Annotated in this window: 14 protein-coding genes; 2 read left to right on the top strand and 12 right to left on the bottom strand. The window is 25.9% G+C overall.

Going from position 1 to position 17,704, the window contains the following annotated elements; all coding sequences use genetic code 11:
* Nucleotides 1-86 precede the first annotated feature (86 nt).
* A complete protein-coding gene (locus B3J31_RS05590) occupies nt 87-701 on the top strand; it encodes a 4Fe-4S dicluster domain-containing protein (RefSeq protein WP_346873735.1) in 615 nt (204 codons plus the stop codon).
* Between the two features lie 46 nt (nt 702-747).
* Here the strand turns inward: B3J31_RS05590 and B3J31_RS05585 are convergent, their stop codons facing one another.
* From B3J31_RS05585 to B3J31_RS05540, 10 genes are all read right to left on the bottom strand, one after another.
* The gene (locus B3J31_RS05585) at nt 748-915 is read right to left on the bottom strand and encodes a hypothetical protein (RefSeq protein ID WP_156964387.1); all 168 of its coding nucleotides are present in this window, start codon (nt 913-915) and stop codon (nt 748-750) included.
* A 148-nt stretch (nt 916-1,063) separates the two neighbouring features.
* The gene (locus tag B3J31_RS05580) at nt 1,064-3,574 is read right to left on the bottom strand and encodes an ABC transporter permease (protein WP_346873734.1); all 2,511 of its coding nucleotides are present in this window, start codon (nt 3,572-3,574) and stop codon (nt 1,064-1,066) included.
* A 138-nt stretch (nt 3,575-3,712) separates the two neighbouring features.
* Complete coding sequence (locus tag B3J31_RS05575; protein ID WP_346873733.1) at nt 3,713-6,172, bottom strand: ABC transporter permease; 2,460 nt, start codon at nt 6,170-6,172, stop codon at nt 3,713-3,715.
* Nucleotides 6,172-6,852: an ABC transporter ATP-binding protein gene (locus B3J31_RS05570; protein WP_346873732.1), complete on the bottom strand. Its 681-nt coding sequence runs from the start codon at nt 6,850-6,852 to the stop codon at nt 6,172-6,174. The genes B3J31_RS05575 and B3J31_RS05570 overlap by 1 nt, the downstream gene beginning before the upstream one ends.
* A gap of 1,685 nt (nt 6,853-8,537) precedes the next feature.
* Nucleotides 8,538-8,714, bottom strand: coding sequence for a hypothetical protein (locus B3J31_RS05565; protein WP_167403135.1), 177 nt, complete (start codon nt 8,712-8,714; stop codon nt 8,538-8,540).
* 72 nt (nt 8,715-8,786) lie between these two features.
* A complete protein-coding gene (locus B3J31_RS05560; protein ID WP_346873731.1) occupies nt 8,787-9,002 on the bottom strand; it encodes a hypothetical protein in 216 nt (71 codons plus the stop codon).
* Nucleotides 9,003-9,013: 11 nt separating this feature from the next.
* A complete protein-coding gene (locus tag B3J31_RS05555; protein ID WP_346873730.1) occupies nt 9,014-11,152 on the bottom strand; it encodes a radical SAM peptide maturase, CXXX-repeat target family in 2,139 nt (712 codons plus the stop codon).
* Between the two features lie 13 nt (nt 11,153-11,165).
* The gene (locus B3J31_RS05550; RefSeq protein WP_346873729.1) at nt 11,166-11,804 is read right to left on the bottom strand and encodes a S8 family serine peptidase; all 639 of its coding nucleotides are present in this window, start codon (nt 11,802-11,804) and stop codon (nt 11,166-11,168) included.
* 22 nt (nt 11,805-11,826) lie between these two features.
* Nucleotides 11,827-13,575 (bottom strand): ABC transporter ATP-binding protein, encoded by a 1,749-nt coding sequence (locus tag B3J31_RS05545; RefSeq protein ID WP_346873728.1) that lies wholly within the window; start codon nt 13,573-13,575, stop codon nt 11,827-11,829.
* A gap of 56 nt (nt 13,576-13,631) precedes the next feature.
* Entirely contained in the window at nt 13,632-13,760 is a 129-nt protein-coding gene (locus B3J31_RS05540) for a hypothetical protein (RefSeq protein ID WP_346873727.1), read from the bottom strand.
* 354 nt (nt 13,761-14,114) lie between these two features.
* Between B3J31_RS05540 and B3J31_RS05535 the strand changes: the two genes are divergently transcribed.
* Complete coding sequence (locus B3J31_RS05535; protein ID WP_346873726.1) at nt 14,115-15,419, top strand: helix-turn-helix transcriptional regulator; 1,305 nt, start codon at nt 14,115-14,117, stop codon at nt 15,417-15,419.
* A gap of 34 nt (nt 15,420-15,453) precedes the next feature.
* On the opposite strand, the gene B3J31_RS05530 is transcribed toward B3J31_RS05535, so the two are convergent.
* Nucleotides 15,454-17,079 carry a hypothetical protein gene (locus B3J31_RS05530; protein WP_346873725.1) on the bottom strand — a complete coding sequence of 542 codons (1,626 nt, stop codon included), beginning with the start codon at nt 17,077-17,079 and terminating at the stop codon, nt 15,454-15,456.
* Between the two features lie 101 nt (nt 17,080-17,180).
* A complete protein-coding gene (locus B3J31_RS05525) occupies nt 17,181-17,660 on the bottom strand; it encodes a hypothetical protein (protein ID WP_346868108.1) in 480 nt (159 codons plus the stop codon).
* Between the last annotated feature and the right edge of the window lie 44 nt (nt 17,661-17,704).

Genomic DNA, 17,704 nt, shown 5'->3' with positions numbered 1-17,704 from the left:
AACCTAATAATATACTTTGCTATTCTATTATTAAATCATATTACAATTATTATAGGGATTATATTTTATAAAAGGAGAATATATTTATGACTAATTATACTAAAGATATTACTAAGGCCTTTGATGAAAAATTAGATGAAACTTCAATAGAATTAAGAAGAAAGGTTCAAGGCTTCTTATATGATAACTGTGAGTCTATTTTTAAGAGAAGCACACTACCTACACCGGCAGAAAATTATAATGAAAGTGATTTAACTAAACTAATAGATATAGTAGACAAGTATAGTGAAATATATAAAGATTCAATAGGAATAATTAATGGTACAAAAGTAGATTTAAATCAACGCGAATGTATAGCATGTACAAGATGTACTAAATATTGTCCTAGTGGCGCCCTTGAAAAAATTAACAAAGAATTAGTACTACATGAGGACAAGTGTTTAAGATGTGGAAATTGTATTGGTAACTGTTCATTCTTAGCCCTATCTTCAGCAGGAACAGGATTAACTATATATATTAATAGTACAGAAATAAGCTGTCCTCCACACATACTACCTAAATTTTATGGCATAGAGGAAATCCCTAAGGTAATGGATAAACTTTTATCATTCTATAATGCTCATAAAATCCAAGGGGAGACCTTTGCAACTACTGTTTATAGAATAGGTTTTAATAACCTTTTAAATTATATTGAAGACTAAAAAGAAAGCCTAGAAAGGAACTACCCTTTCTAGGCTTTTTGTATTATTATCTAATAAGTAAGTAAATAAACCCTAAAATTACAGCAACAATAATTCCAGTAGCTATCATATTTGCTTTAAAAGAGTGATTATAATAATATTTTTCTGTATCAGCACTTCTTCCCTTAAACTCTGAATCCTTAGCATTAGCTCTTTTAAACAAATCCACTGACATAATACCAACTCCATTCAATTTAAAATATTACTTATATTCTGTTAATTGTACCACTTGGTTCAATGAAAAAAACTGTTAGTACCTAAAAGTATATAAAACAAACTTATAAGTTATATAATATTACATAATATATTATATAGTATTCTATTTATTCTACACTTCTAATGGAATCTACTATGCTAGTTTTAAATAACTGTCTACTAGAAAGTACAGATGATAAGGTTGTAATGGTAATTGTTGCTACGAAAATAACTATTATAGTTATAACTGGAAACTTCCATACTACATTATTCACTACTTTATTATGAATAATGTAAGTTAATAAACTCCCTAAAGTAGACCCAACAACACTTGCTGTAATTCCATATAAAAACCCTTCAGTTTTTATCATACTTTTTACTTCATCTTCTCCAAGTCCTATAGCTCTCATCATTCCAATTTCTTTGTTCCTTGTGATAACATTCATCTTCATAATATTTATTAAATTAATTACACTAACTACTCCTACAATAAATACAAAATTATAAAGAATAAAAATTAACTGTATGTTATTTTTCTTTACCTCTTCTAGTTTTTCTTTAAATGATTCCATAGTTGCATCAGCTATACTATTTATTACACCCCTTAGCTGTGATTCACTTTTATCATAATTAGCATTTTTATCAAGCCCTACATCAATCTTTTGATATCCTTTCATGTGCAAATTCTCTACTGCTACATCATTACTAACTATAACAACATTTTTAGCCATACCATCCCCTATTGTTATTCCTTCTTCAGTAACAATGGCACCTACTTCAAACTCTTCACTTGAATAGCCTGAAGAATTGCCTTCTTGATCATATAAGGTAACTCCAATTTTTATTTTATCCCCTGATTTAATTTCAGTATAATTATAAGAACTTAAGTTTTGTATAAGAATTACAATAGGTCGTTTATTCATCTCCTTAATATCAATATCTCCATCTATTACCCACTTTTTTAATTCTTCCAAATTCTCATTACTATATCCGTAAACCTTGGGATTAAATCTATATACACCTTCTTGAATTTGTTTTGCTTTAAATTTATCCTTTTTACCTTCCGATTTAAAGTAAGAATAACCTTCTGTTGTTAACATTTCTTTAGAAATATCCATATCCACATTTAACTCTTTGACCTTGGAAATAATATTTAATCCTTCTATATTAGAAATTTTCTCTAATTCTTTATCTGTTATTCCTGTATTGGAATAAGATGAAATTTTAAACTTTGAATCTCCATAACTATTCTTTAGTTTATTTACAGGATCTGATTCACCTATCAAATAAAATACTGACATAAGCATTATAATAGTTATACTTAATGAAGTTACTGATGTTATAAACTTTTTCTTATTTCGCCTGATATTTGTTATTGCAATTTTAGTATGAAATTTTATTTCTTTACCACCAAAAAACATAGTTTGAAAACTCATTCTTTTCTTGGTAATATTTATTTCTTTATTCCCTTGTATTGCTTCCATAGGTGATACCTTTGATGCATTTCTAGCTGGTAAATATGAACCTAATATAATTGAAAACAATCCTACAATTACAGAAACTACAATACCACTTACTGGTATTGTAAATAAACTACTGATTCTCTCATATCCTAAAATAATCATTATTCCTTTTGTAATTGTATTTCCAATAATTAATCCTATAGGAATAAAAATAACTCCTAAAATTAATCCTTCTGCAAGAACCATTAATTTTATTCTCCCCGAGGATGCCCCAATAGCTCTTATCATCCCAAATTCTTTTTTCCTTTCAGCTACGGAAACCATAAATATATTATAGATATTTATACTAACTACAATCCCCACAATAATAAATAAAATATTGCATATTAAATTTATAATTTTTATTGCCTGTAGGAAAAATTCCTTACCAGAATTATCAACGAATAAAACATTATGATATTCATTAGAACTATCTAATAAAAGTTTTCCATCCGCAATATTATGTTTAGGATTTAAGTATATATAACCTTCATAAACAATCCCTTTTTCTTTAAGTTTATTTTCTTTAATTTTTTTATCTGCAAACTCTCTAGTTACCCAAGCCTTTCCTACTTCAGAATTTAATGCAGAAGTATATTTAAAAACTCCAACTAAAGTAAATTCATTACTTCTGTTTAAACTTTTAAAGCCATTACTAGTTTCATAGTTTAAATCATAATCTAATTTTATTTTATCTCCTACTTTATATTTTTTAGGAAGATAGTCTAAAATCCATTGTTCTAATGCTATTTCATTGTCTGAGCTTGGACTACGTCCTTCCACTATATCAATATTTATAAATTCAGCTATATTTTCTTCATATCCTCTAATATCAATAGAATACTTTGAATCCTCAATTTTAGATATTCCTAAAGGTGTAACTAGAGATACCTTGTCTATAATACTTTCTTTATAAAGATTATCTAAATTTCCATATCCTTTTCCTTGAATTCTAATATCATAGTTTCCTCCATTAATCTCTATATCTTCTTTAATTTTATAATCTAAATATGACTCTTTCATTATTGACAAAGATGCAATCAGCATTATTGATAATACTATTCCTGTTGCCATAAAGAAAACTCTAGAGCCACTTTTTTTAATATATCTTGGTACTATTCCCCAAAAGCTCTTCATTAAGACACCTTCTTATCATCTACATTATAAACATTTTTGCAAAAATACCTCATAATTATTTTTTAAAATTATGAGGCTTATTTTTATTTTTCCTTATTTATTATGTAATTCACTTAAGTCTAAAATTAAATTTATTCTCTATTCTACACTTCTAATGGAATCTACTATGCTTGATTTAAATAGTTGCTTACTAGAAATTACAGATGATAGCGTTGTTACAGTTATTGTGGCTAAAGATATAATTAATATTACTGCAAATGGAAAATCCCAAGTTGTGTTTCTACCTATCACGTGCATGAAATACGTAAATAACGTTCCTAATGTACATCCACATATACTTGATACAGCACCATATAGCACTCCTTCAACCATAATCATTTGCTTTACTTCATCAATCCCAAAGCCTATGGACCTCAGCATTCCAATTTCTTTGCTTCTCATTAACACATTCATCTTCATAATGTTTATTAAGTTAATCATACTTATAGTGGCAACTATAAGTATAAAACTATATAATACAAAACTTATTTGAACATTTTGCTTTTTTATTTCTTCGTACTTTTCCTTATAAGATTCTAGATTTACTTCTCTCATTTTCTTTACAGTACTTTCTAAGTTGATTTGAGCTTCTTCATATTTTATACCCTCATCAACTTCCATATCAATTATATTATATCCATTCATATCTAAGTATTTTGTTGCATCCCCATCACTAAGAATAGCTGCAACACTAATGCGCCCATCGGAAACTCTAAATTTTTCACTATCCACTATAGCACTAACCTTAAATATTTCAGTAGAAGCCCCTATTTTTTCACCTTTATCATTGAACTTCTCCAAAAGTAATTCTACTTCATCACCTACTTTGATGTTTGTGTAATTATATTCATTTAAATCTTGAACAATAATTACTGTAGGTTCACTATTTGAATTATCTATGCTTCCTTCTATTATGTTGTCCTTAATACCTTCTAAATTCAAATCATCATATCCATAGACAATTGCAGGAAAATTATAATTGCTATTTTCTGTTTCATTACCTTTATTTCTTCTCTCTAAATAGCTTAATCCATCCTCTGTTATCATCTCTTTATCAATATATAATTGAGGATATCCAATTTTAATCTTTGAAAGAATGCTTACTCCATATATATTACTTATTTTATTTATAGAATCTTTATTTAACCCTGCATTATTGGTTGTAATTTTAAAATCTGCACCTCCATAACTATTCTTAAAACTTTCAATTGGATCTGCTTGCTTTATTAAATAATATGAAGATAATAGTAATACAATGGTCACACTTAAAGATATTATGGAAGTTATAAACTTTTTTTTATTCCTTTTAATATTCATAATTGCCATGGTACTTGAAAATCTAACTTCTTTACCATGAAATTTAATATTATCAACTGAAAGTGAATTCTTTTTAAAATTAATACTTTCACTTTCACTTATAGCTTCCATTGGAGATATCTTCGATGCTTTCTTTGATGGGAAATAGGTACCTATAAGAACAGAAATTAACCCAATAACAACGGAAGATACCACTCCTATTTTAGGCATTACTAATAAACTAAAAAGCTCTTCATATTCTAAAGATATCATCAATAATTTTGTAATGGTGTTTCCAATAATTATTCCTATAGGTATGGAAATTATACCTATAACTACTCCCTCTATTATTACTAAAGCTTTTATTCTATTTTGTGATAACCCCATAGCTCTTAAAATTCCAAATTGCTTTTTCCTCTCCATTACAGATACTGCAAATATATTATAAATAATTATGCTTACTACTATTCCAAAAATAACAAATAAAATATAACTCATAGTATGTAAAATTTTTATTTGTCTTAATAAGTTTACCTTTTCGTAATTAACTTGGAAATGTATATTGGAATATTCGCCTTGGTTACTTAGTTCAATATTTCCTTTATTTATAGAATACTCCGGATTTAAATTTATAAATCCGTTATATTGTATTTTTTCATTTTCTAGTTGTTTATCAGCAAAATTTCTAGTTACCCATCCAATAGCCTCTGAACTATTGTCCGTCATACTACATTTATAATCAAATATACCTACTAATGTAAATTCACTTTCTATTTCTTCATTGGAACCATAACCCAATTCATATTTTAACTTGATTTTATCTCCTATCTTGTACTCTTTAGGAAAATAATCCAGTATCCATTGTTCTAAAGCAATTTCATTGTCATAATTTGGTTTATGACCTTCTATAAATTTTATATTCATAAAACTATCAATATTTTCATCATATCCACTAATGGCAATAGAATATTTTGTGTTTTCTACTTTTAAACTTCCAAGTGGAAGAATAACTGCTAAATCATTTACTACGTCATCTACCTTTAGTTTATCCAATGTCTTACCATCTGCCGTACTTATATTTATATCGTAATATGCGCCAAGCCAGTCCTTTTGTGCCTGAATCAACGCTTTAGTCCACGCTTCTTGAATTATAGATAATGACATAATTAAGGTAATGCCAAGAACTATCCCTACAGCTATAGATGATACCCTTTTTTTATTTTTTATAATATATCTTGGTACTATTCCCCAAAAGCTCTTCATTAAGACACCTTCTTATCATCTATTATCATTCCATCAGAAATTGTTATGATTCTATCTGCCATTTTAGCAATATCACTGTCATGAGTTATCATTACTAGGGTTTGGTTATACTTTTTTATAGTTCCCTTTAAAAGCTCTAATACTTCCTTACTGTTTTTACTATCTAGATTACCAGTAGGCTCGTCTGCAAGTATTATTGATGGTTTATTAGCTAGTGCTCTAGCTATAGATACTCTTTGCTGCTGACCTCCTGATAATTCTCCTGGTAAATGATTATTTCTCTCTTTAATATCAAGGATTTCCATAAGTTCACTAATATAAGCTTCATCTACTTTTTTATTATCCATAAGTACAGGTAACTTTATATTTTCTTCTGCTGAAAGAATTGGAATAAGGTTAAAAGCTTGAAAGATAAAACCTATATTTCTCCTTCTATACCTAGAAATCTCTTTCTCACTCATGGAATAAATATCTTTATCATTTATAAACACTTGTCCAGCTGATGGTTTATCAAGGCCAGCTAAAAGATGAAGCAAAGTACTTTTCCCTGAACCACTTGGTCCTATAATGGCAACAAATTCTCCCTTTTCCACTTCAATACTGGTAGGCTTTAATGCTCTAACCAAAGTTTCTTTTATCCCATAATTCTTTGTTAGATTATTAGTTCTAAGTAAACTCATTATATACCCTCCATTATAAATATATTTTAGTAATTTGCAGAATTCTGCAAGCGTTTATTTGCCTATCTTTTTAACAGATAGGCTTTTTTCCTCCACTATCAGAAAATAAATGTAATCATACACAATATTATCCACTAAGAAGGAGAATTGCATGTTTTATATTAATAAAATTCAATAACTTAATGTTTTTGACCAATTAATCGTTCTTCAAGATTTTAGGGCAAATTACATATATGTTTCATCAAATTATTTTCTGATAATTTTGATATTAACGTTTTTATTCCTGAATCGTTTACAAAAAAGTTGTACTAATTTTATAATAAAAATGTAATATAAACTATTATTGGTATTGTATATCTTAATACAGATATTTCAAATTTCTACTACTATTTTATTGAATTAATTTTCATAATATCTAAACAACAATTTGAAGATGACCTTGCTACCCTGTTTAATTGTATGGTTACAGAAGTTATTGATATTGTGCTAATATCATAGGACTCTTCCAGATGGTTCACCTTATAAAAAACATAATTATGAACTAATATACGATAACTCTGGCTTAAAACTAAGAGTAAAAAGTAATCCTAAAACTCTTATTTCTGAAGAAAATAGAGTAAGATAATATATAAAATATACTAATAACAAACAACTCACTCCTTATATTGTCTCATAAAAAAATCTGTTTAAATTTGCTTAACAAAACACAGTGTTAAGTAGGATTTGCAAATTGACATTTTAACTATTTTTACAAATTTGACCTTATTACTAATAGCGTAAGGATTTCTCTAAATGTTAAAATTTTTGATGGTAATTTCTATGATAATGCTTCCTTAAAAACAGTAATTTATCCTTTATTACAAATATTAGCTTTAAATTCTGCGATTGTATAACATATCTTAAAACAAATAATAATTTCTCAAGTATACACCTTACATATTAACCCAACATTTAAAATACTAAATTAAAATACTTTGTAATTACTTAACATAATTATATAATAATATTTTTTCTTTTTTAAACTATAAAAATCTTTATTATGATAAATACATCAATGCTTTGTATCCAATAGATTGGTTCAATTAAATTCTTCTACGAGAAGTTTATAAAAATCATTTGAATTGTTACTTGAATGGATTTCACTATTTCCTTGCTAATAAAAGCTTTCATATATCTATACTTACAATAGCTACTCTTAGAATTTGTGTAAGCATTATTCCAATAAAATCAAAAATTTAATATCAATATATCTAAATTTAGATGATATACTACAATCTATATTTAGAAAATGTTTTAAAGTGTTTGGAAAGTTTCTGAAATAGCTACATCTTAATAAAAATAATATGACAACTGAAAAATATTGAAACTACTAGAGCTTTACAATAATGTAATTCAACTTAATTTTACTATAAAGTGGTATTATATAAATATAGCTGCAATAAAATTTTACATTAAATTTTTTTGCAGCCATATTATATTTAATTTCAACAAATATTTTTAATAATTATAATTATTAAATTTAAAAATTACTACATTAGAACATAATTAATTTCAACTATATTTATAAATACTATAAAAATCCATAGCAACATAACTACAGTTATTAATCATATATTACTAAATTAGTAATATATTTTAATATCTTTTTTGTGTAATTTTAAACTTTTCTAGAACTATATAAATATTTATTTAAACACTACTAAAGAACTACAGAATGAAGCACAAGATGTTTTACAAGTTCCAGTACATGAACCAGAACATCCAGATTCACAATTCATGGAACATACTTTACCACAATCTACATAATAAGCCTTAATATCTTTTTTATTACCTTTAATTGATTTTGAAAATAAATTATTCATTTAACATTCCTCTTTTCTAAAAAATTTTTGTAATAACTTTTTATATTTGTTGAATTAATAACTTTATTTTAGTTACATATAGTAATCATATATTTGTTTTAACTCTTCTCTAGTTTTACGTTCTATCTCATTTACTTTTTTATTTAAAAAATCTATGTCTATATTAATATTAAAATTTACAATTCTTATATCTTTCAACTCATTTATAGAAGCTAATCTTTCATTTAAAATGATATATTTCTTTTTATCGCTCTCACTCAACTTATCTATACAATTACATGTCATCATATTTCCTCCTACTATTTATTACATAATATTAAATTTTCTAATGGATCTAAACAGTTAATATCATTTATAATTCTATTACTTAACATCAATTTAGCCTTTATTAATCTCTTCTGCAATTCTTTAGATTTATTTCTCTCATAAGTACTTATTAAACACTGAATTTTAGAAGGAACCATATATTCTTCAGTCAATTTTTTGTTCATAAACTTACATATCTTACACTGATAAGCATCGCATTGTTTGCATAAGGATGATTTTTCTCCATACATAAGACTGTCATTTTCATTTACAATTCCACTATCTAAATCTCCAATAAAATCTTCAGGATTATTAAAATAAAACGCAGGGCATATATAAAACTTACCATTAGGTGCAAGAGTAAATGTCTTACTACCATTTGTACAGTTACAGTGTTTTTCATAATTCAATCTATCTGTTAGAACATTTACTTCAACATAATTACTTTTCTTATACTCTTCTACTACTAATTCAACTATTTTATCTAATTCAGTGTCATATTCATTAATTTGCTTCTGTCCCCACTCCTCTGTACCTTCTAAAACTAAATTTACTCTTTCCTTATCTTTAAGTAACTTTTCAATTAAAGTACTTATTTTTTTTATATTGTTCTCATTAATTATCAATATACAATTTTTAATATTTCCATCAGAATCTTTTACTTCATTATCATATATATCAATATGTTGTTCTAGATTTCTCAGTTTTTTATCCTTTTCACCTGTAATATATATAATACTTGGACTTTTTATTTCAATAGATTTTAGTGGTTCTCCTAAAAATGCAATTTCGTACCCATTATTAATGGAAAACTCCATTGCTTTCTTAATCATATCTTCCTTCATAACATCATTATTTTTATATATATTTCTATAATCACAGTGAGGAACAATATTATCAGAAGTCATTATTTGAATATATTTGTAATCTTCTACATTCTCATAATCACGTCTTGGTGATAAGTTACCAGTAACCTCTTCATATTTTCTCCAAAATCTTTTGTTTGCTCTAACAGTAGCCTTATGCATCTTGCATATCGATGTAGATCTTTTAAATATTGATCCACTTTCATCATAGTTAAAGCCTGTACAAAGTGCACAACCTGTTGCTATATTACATTCTAAACACTCTTGTTCACTTTGATCTTCTAAAGTTAAACAATTAAAAGCTCTTAATTTATTTTCATTAATACCTTCATCTGCATTTCCAATAGTTCTTCCTCTTCTATTTGATAAAGAAAAATCTACAAATCTGATACAAGGATAAAAATTACCTTCACAATCTATGGCTAACATTTTACCTGAACCACAAAAATTATGTTTCTTATCATCATCCTTTAATGGATTACCTATAAATGGATCAAAGAATCTAACGTGGTATTTATCCCATAACTTATTTTTTAATATATAGTCTCCTAAATCATCAAGTTGACTTTCTAATATTTTGTCATCATTTTCCTTCCAAACATCTTCAAATACCACATTAGCTGAGACATCTTCTATTCCATTCTCCCATAAACTTATTATACTATCCTTAAGAAGCGGTAAATCATCACTTGAAAATGTGGCTTTAGTACTATTACCTTGAAACTGAGTTTTCCACAACTTAACGTTTTCCATTACCTTATCATATGATCCTTCTCCATTTTGAAAAACTCTTTGTAAATCATGTTTTTCCTTATTTCCATCTATACTTATTCCAATTGATAAATGTGATTTATTTTTTTTAATATATTTTTGAACTTTATCTGTTGCATATAGTAACCCATTACTTGAAAAACTAAATCTATATGAATCAAACCAACTAGGTCTTAAAAGAAACATTTTTATCTTTAGGTAATCACATATTTTATCTATAAGCTCTATTTCTAAAAATGGTTCACCTCCAATAAAATCCCAAATTATAGACTTTTCTGGAAACTTATTTGGATTATCAAAGATGAAATCTATAGCCTTTTTAGCTATTTGAAAATTCATTTTCTTTTTATGATTTTTTCCTATCATATAACAATATTTACAAACTAAATTACAATCTTCTGTAACACAAAATGTTATAGATTTCACATCTCCATCCCCATAATTTCCTGTCCAACTTGAATTACCACTACCCATTTTTACATCTATTGCTTCCATAATCTTTCCTCCCTTAAAATGTAATTTTTTCAATGGCACTAATACTCTTACAAATATGTCCTGTCATAAAACCACATGCTAAACTATTTCCATGAATTTCTTCATGTTGTTTCTTTAATATTAATGTTTTAGGTAATTTACTTGATGTGTAATAAAAACCATTATTAAAAATATATTTTGTGCAATCTATTAATTCATTCCCTTTTACACCTATAACACCTCTTATATTAGCAGGATACGATTTTCTTTTTCCATTATTCTCAGCAGCTACCACTATTACATTTTGTTTATTTAACCTCTTTATTATTTTTTTCATTGCTAAGAAATATCTTTTTTTGGTAGTACCCAAACTTAAATTAATAATGTCAGGCTTCTCTTTTTCACAATATTGTAAAGCTTTAAGAAATACATACCCATTACTAGATAACTCACTATCTAGTATGTTTAAATCAATAAACTCAACATTTTCATATATATGCTTAATACATTTAGCTACAATTATGCCATGGTTATTTTCTATCTTCGGATTATCTACCTTCTCAATATCACCTGACTTATTAAGTCTAAAGCCTATACTTGACTTTACATTAAACTCATTTGGATCCAATCCACCATCTATAATTGCTACTGTTATAGTTTTATTAGACTCCATAAAATTCTCCTTACATTTATAGTTAATTAGCTCTATATAATAACAATTTCCAATAATCATCATTCCTTTTTTCATCCGAATCATTGGATATTATATTTACATTATTATTTTCATTAAATAATATAACTTCATCTGCATTTTTTATAGTGGATATATCATGAGAAATTGCTATAACTGTTTTATTCCTTGAAATATTCTTTATTATTTTTTCTATCATATCCCTTGATTGAATATCTAAAGCTGAAGTTACTTCATCTAGGAGAATTATAGGTGTATCCTTTAATAAACAAATAGCTAAAGACAACCTTTGTTTTTGTCCTCCTGACAAGTTACACGTGTTTTCCTCTATAATAGTTTCATATTTACTATGTAAGTTCATAATATAATCATGCATGTCCACTAATTTACAAGCATCCATAATCGCATCTATGCTTGCCTCTGGCTTAACCATTTTAAAGTTATCAATGATTGATAAATTAAACATAAAACTCTGTTGATGCACAAGATAAATACTTTTCCTTAATGATTTTTCACTTATATCATTAATTTCAATTCCATCAATAAATATATTTCCTTCTCTCACCTTGTACAATCCGGATAATATATTAAAAATTGTTGATTTTCCACACCCATTTTCGCCTACTATGACAGTGAGTTTATTAGGTTTTATTGTTAGACTAACATTCTGCAGTATGTCTTTATTTTCTTCATATGCAAAATACACATTTTCTAATGTTATTTGCCCTTTTATATTATCTAATTCTTTACTACCAAAAACTTCTTGAGAAAGATTCTTATTGTCTAATAAATCAAATATTCTTTCTAAGGAAGCTAACATTTGCTGAATATCTGAGTTTACTTTAGTAAGCGAAATAATAGCTTGTGAAAATTGATTAGAGTATGATCCAAAAGCTAAATAAAACTGAATGCTTAAACTACCCATTTTCACAAAAAATGCACCTACACCTAAAATAATTATGTTGTTTACACATGTTATCAGCATCGTAATATTAGTAGAAATGAGAGTTATTAATGCTATAAAAACTTGCTTATTCCTTAAACTGGTTGAAACTTTATTAAATATGTTATAGTTTTCTTTTTTTAATCCCAAAGTCTTAATATGTTTGATTCCATATAATGATTGTTGCATTACTGTAAAGTAATTATCATTTATTTTTATTAATTTTTTATTTTCTTTTCTTAATTTGCTTCCAAATAGTAGGAATGAAATATATGTTAACGGAAAACTAATTACTACTATTAAAGCCAAAATCCAGTTGATTCTAAATATTACAATTCCTAAAACCAATACATTTACAACATTTATTATAATATTTACCAATTGACTAGTAATAATATTAGCCACTGTGTATATATCTCCTTGTAATCTAGATATAAATTCACCAATCTTTACTCTATTAAATACATCCATTGACAAATTTAATATCTTATCATACATTTCAAGTCTTAAATCTTTAATAATTCCATTACTTATTTCACTTTCCATATACCCCTTTATGAAATTTATAAAACTATTTGCAACATATATAATTAATAAGAATACCAATCCATTATTGATATTGTCGTAATTCTTCAAAGATAAATCTTCAATAATTTTACCTGAAACTAATGGTTGAATAATCCCCAAGAGTATAACTGTAAATATTGATAATAAAAGTATAGCAAATTTCATTTTATAGTTCTTAATATATAACAACGCTCTAAAGATCAACGTAATATCTTTCTTAGAAATTCTCTTCCTTTTCTCCATATGTTTCTCCTATAAGTTTTATAATTAAACATCTTTTTATTTTTTAAAATGTAATATTAATACTCTAATAGAGCAACCTCTCCATCAAAAGGTTTATTATTTTCATATAGAATTACTCCTGTAAGTCCTAAAATAATTGACATACATATAATAATCTTACTTACTCTTAATAGATAAGTTTTCATACTTTTCACTCCTTACTTTCAATTTAATACTATTATATATATTTTTTTAATATACTAAAAACCTCAAATATTGTTATATTTCTCTTGTTTTCTTACTGCATAAAACTTGCTTTCCTATTTACTTATTATTTGTAATTTTCCTATCTATAATCCTTATTTTTTTATTTTTGTGAAAATAGCTCACATGACGAATTTTATGCATTATTTTCTATTTTTTTATTTAATAATATATAAAGTTTACTTAATAATATACATATTTTTGTTACAATTTGTAGTATATTTTACTAATTTAAGTTATAATAATATTATTAACATTGAGTTTCAGTTAAAATAAAAATTTTAAAGGGTGATTTTTTGAAAAATAGTATTGGACTTAAAATTAAAACTTCTCGTAAAGGGGCTAGGCTTACTCAAAACGATTTAAGTTGTGACATTCTTGATAGAACCACTTTAAGCAAGATTGAAAATGGTTACATTTATCCTTCAATTCCTCAATTAACGCATATATCAAAGGTTTTAAATCTATCAATGAGTGATTTATTATGCGAGGATACTTCTCCATGTAATGTATCTGTTTCATCCATAAGCAGAAATCTAAAGGAGTTATATGTAAATAAAGAATATAATAAAATCATAGATACAATTACGCCCTATGACTTTATCACTACCTATTATCTAGGATTAAGTTACTACAAACTTGATTTAGAAGAAGAAAGTAAAGCTCTTCTAGAAAAATGTGAAGGTCTTTTTTATCTTTTAAGGGATGATTTAAAGCCCTTATATGCAGAAAACTTAGCTATTGCTATAACTACTTTTAGACGATTAGTTATAGATTCCTTTTCTGATGTAGAAAATTATAATTATCTCATTAAAGCATTGAATTACTTAGATGCATATAATTTAAAAAATATAAAAACTTATTTTATTATTATCAATAATATAGGTGCCTATTATCTTTATACATACAAATATGAAGAAGCTATTAGTTTCTACGGAGAGTTTTTAAAAAATAATCTTGACACTATACCTACAACAGTTCTTGCACTTATACATTCAAATCTGAATATTGCTTACTTTTCTATTAAAAATTATGAAAAAGCAATTGAACATATTAAAAAAGCCATATTCTTTTTTTATTATATAGATAATCTCTTTGAATCTGGCAAATGCTATATCAATCTTTTTAATGCCTATCTATATAAAAATGAAATAGATAAAGCCTATGATACCATTAATGAAGTTTTCGATAAATTTGAAGACCCTAATATTACAAATATATTTAAAATTTGTGAACTTGTACTACTTTATAACACAAATAAAATAAGTGATATTATAACTAAGAAAAAATCTATTAATTATGGAATCTTAAGAGAATCTAGTAGGATTGATTATGATTTCATAATGGGATATGTGTATTTTAAGCAAAATAAATATAAAGTATCTATAAAACATTTCAATAAATGTATTACTTCTCTTATTGAAAGGAAAAGATACCTGGATGCATCTATAGTCTATGATGCCTTATACTCCATGGATGGAAATAAAGATTTTAAAGAAAAATCCCTTGAATATAAAAAGCTACATGAAGATGATAAATATAATCACATTTCTACTAACATAACTACCTCTAGCTATTTCTTGTATAATAAACGAGAGTAGATAAACTGCATACAAACCAGCTTATCTACTCTTTTTACATATCACTTGGTTTAATTTTAAAATTATAATATCTTTCTTCTGATTTTGCATATTCTAAATTTTTTCCTATACTTTGAAATAAATGATCAAAATAAGTTGTAAAATCTCCTTGAAGAGTCTTTAATAGTTTTTCTTTTATTAAAACTATATTATTATAAAGTTCTTCCTTTTTTCTTTCCAATGCCTTAAAGTCACAGTAATATTCACCTTTGAATATACTATCTTCTTTAAAATCCAACTGAAAATACTCCTTTAAAATATCTTTTTCATCTAAAATTAATATATTAGATATATCTATACAGTACTTCTTTAGCTCATTATAATTACCATACATCTTATTCCATTTATTATATAAATCCATAATTAAGCCTTGATTATATACTTTTATATTTCCTCTGTAGCTATCTATAGATTTAAAAACATTAATACCACTGATAGATTTCATATTATCCATGAGTATATCTATAATAGAGTTATAATAATTATCCTTTATGGACTTTAATGAAGATTTAATAATTTCACAAGTTATATAATTAAACTTATCTTGAAAACTTCTACACATGGCATAAAACTCTTCTTCACTATTTATATAATAAATTAGTCTAGTAAATTCATTATAAAATATACTGTTTATACTGAGTTCTATTTCATCTGTTATTTCATCAAAGCTAAATTTACTTATATTCATCATCATATTTAAAAAGTCATGCTCTAAGGAAAACACCTTATATCCTATGGTATATTCTCTATTTTTCATAGAATTATCGTAAGTAGTTGCATATCCTACTGATTCTATTTTAGTTAAATTTGATTCACAAATTTCTTTGGCTAAATATTTATTTAATTCTTTTTTATAAACTTTTATTCTTTTAGTAAATTCATCTCCAAAGGCTTCATTAATTAAGTTAAGTAGTACTTCTATAAATTCTTTCCTTACTACTTCTGATATCTTTTCTTTTAATATATCTAAGGAATATAAAATCTCATCTTCTTTAATAATTATTTTATCTGAAATATCACCCTTATTTAAGGTATCTTTTCCCCTTAAATCAATTATTAATTCTTTGACTGTATTCCAAATAAACCTATGATAAGACTTTATTTCTTCATTTAAAGCATTCATTACAATGTTTTTAAGCTGAACAACTCCTATTTCTATGTATGATAATATCCCTTCCATATCCTCATAAATATATCTATTTAGTTCATTATATATTTCTTTCTCATCATGCTTCATGTGAAATGTATACACCTCTAGCTCACATTTCTTTTTAAATAGATTTAACCTAGAATTTATATTTTTTTCTATACTATCTAAAATATCATGGATGAATTTCTTATCTATTTTTACTTCCTTACTTAAAGCATGGCTACTTACCTTATGATCTTCACTAGTATATACTTTATGAAAAACCTCTTCAATTCTTTCCTTTTCTTCTACTATAACAAAGGTATTAAAATCACCAATGAATTCCTTTGTCATAGACTCTGTAATAGAGCTATCATATTTAAAATAGCTTAAAAACTCTTTCTGTAAATATTCAAATATCTCTACAATATCTAGATACAAGTTTATTTTATTATACAATGAAGTTACTAGTGTTTTATTTACCTCTTCCATAAGTACTCAACTCCAATACTTTAATTGAATAACTTATTCTACAAAATACATAAAATTCCTTTTTAAAAGGTTAATTTACTACAAAAAAATTAGTGAGGTTCTTACCTCACTAAATTTTTTGTTATCTTTCCATCCTTAGTTACAATATATTCTGGGGGATATTCCTCTACTGGAAAAGGTATTGGAGTTTCTTTTATTCTTCCATGCTCAGATAAATATCTTATATGAACTTCTTCAAATTTCTCACCCTTACTAAGCCAAAAGTAATCTTCCATACACATGGCTCTTGTTCTTCTACATAACTCCCACATATCATAATCTATTAATCCCATAACTCTAAGTATTTCATCTATATTTTGTCTTTCCTTTGGAACCACTCTATCTGATAGCCAAAATACTATATCATCATGGGTAGGTTTGTAATTATGATTCCAATTTATATAGCTGTACATTCCCAAGGGAAGATGAGTTCTATTTGTTACATTTTCATACCTATTAAAACTAAACTTTTTATCAGCGACATTATAGGTTAATTCACCCACTTCAAGGTCTTTATCCATTAAGATATATCTATCAATCATAGTATCCCTCTTTCAATCAAATAATTATATCTAGTATTAAAAAC

Source organism: Clostridium sp. UBA5988, assembly GCF_002435615.1.
Classification (GTDB): domain Bacteria; phylum Bacillota; class Clostridia; order Clostridiales; family Clostridiaceae; genus Clostridium_J; species Clostridium_J sulfidigenes.
Note: the sequence above shows the minus strand (reverse complement) of the source record. Positions and strands in the feature narration are given on the sequence as shown.